1 pseudogene is annotated in these 209 nt (G+C 63.2%); it reads right to left on the bottom strand.

Annotation, left to right across the window (positions count from 1 at the left end):
- Positions 1 to 20: 20 nt before the first annotated feature.
- Positions 21 to 209, bottom strand: a pseudogene (locus ACCD02_RS32835) (hypothetical protein); the annotation flags it as partial.

Genomic DNA, 209 nt, shown 5'->3' with positions numbered 1-209 from the left:
GAGGGACAAGCGCCTGGGGATCAGCTCAGGCGGCTTGCACCAATGTGGTCAGCACCATCAGCGGCTACGCGGTTTGCACCAACGCGATCGGCACCATCAGCGGCTACGCGGTTTGCACCAACGCGGTCAGCGCCATCAGCGGCTACACGGTTAGCGCCAACACGATCGGCACCATCAGCAGCGACACGGTTAGCACCAACGTGGTCAGC

This window comes from Pseudomonas sp. Pseusp88, assembly GCF_047303955.1.
GTDB lineage: Bacteria > Pseudomonadota > Gammaproteobacteria > Pseudomonadales > Pseudomonadaceae > Aquipseudomonas.
The sequence above is the reverse complement of the archived record's forward strand: the minus strand, read 5'-3'. Positions and strand labels throughout refer to the sequence as shown.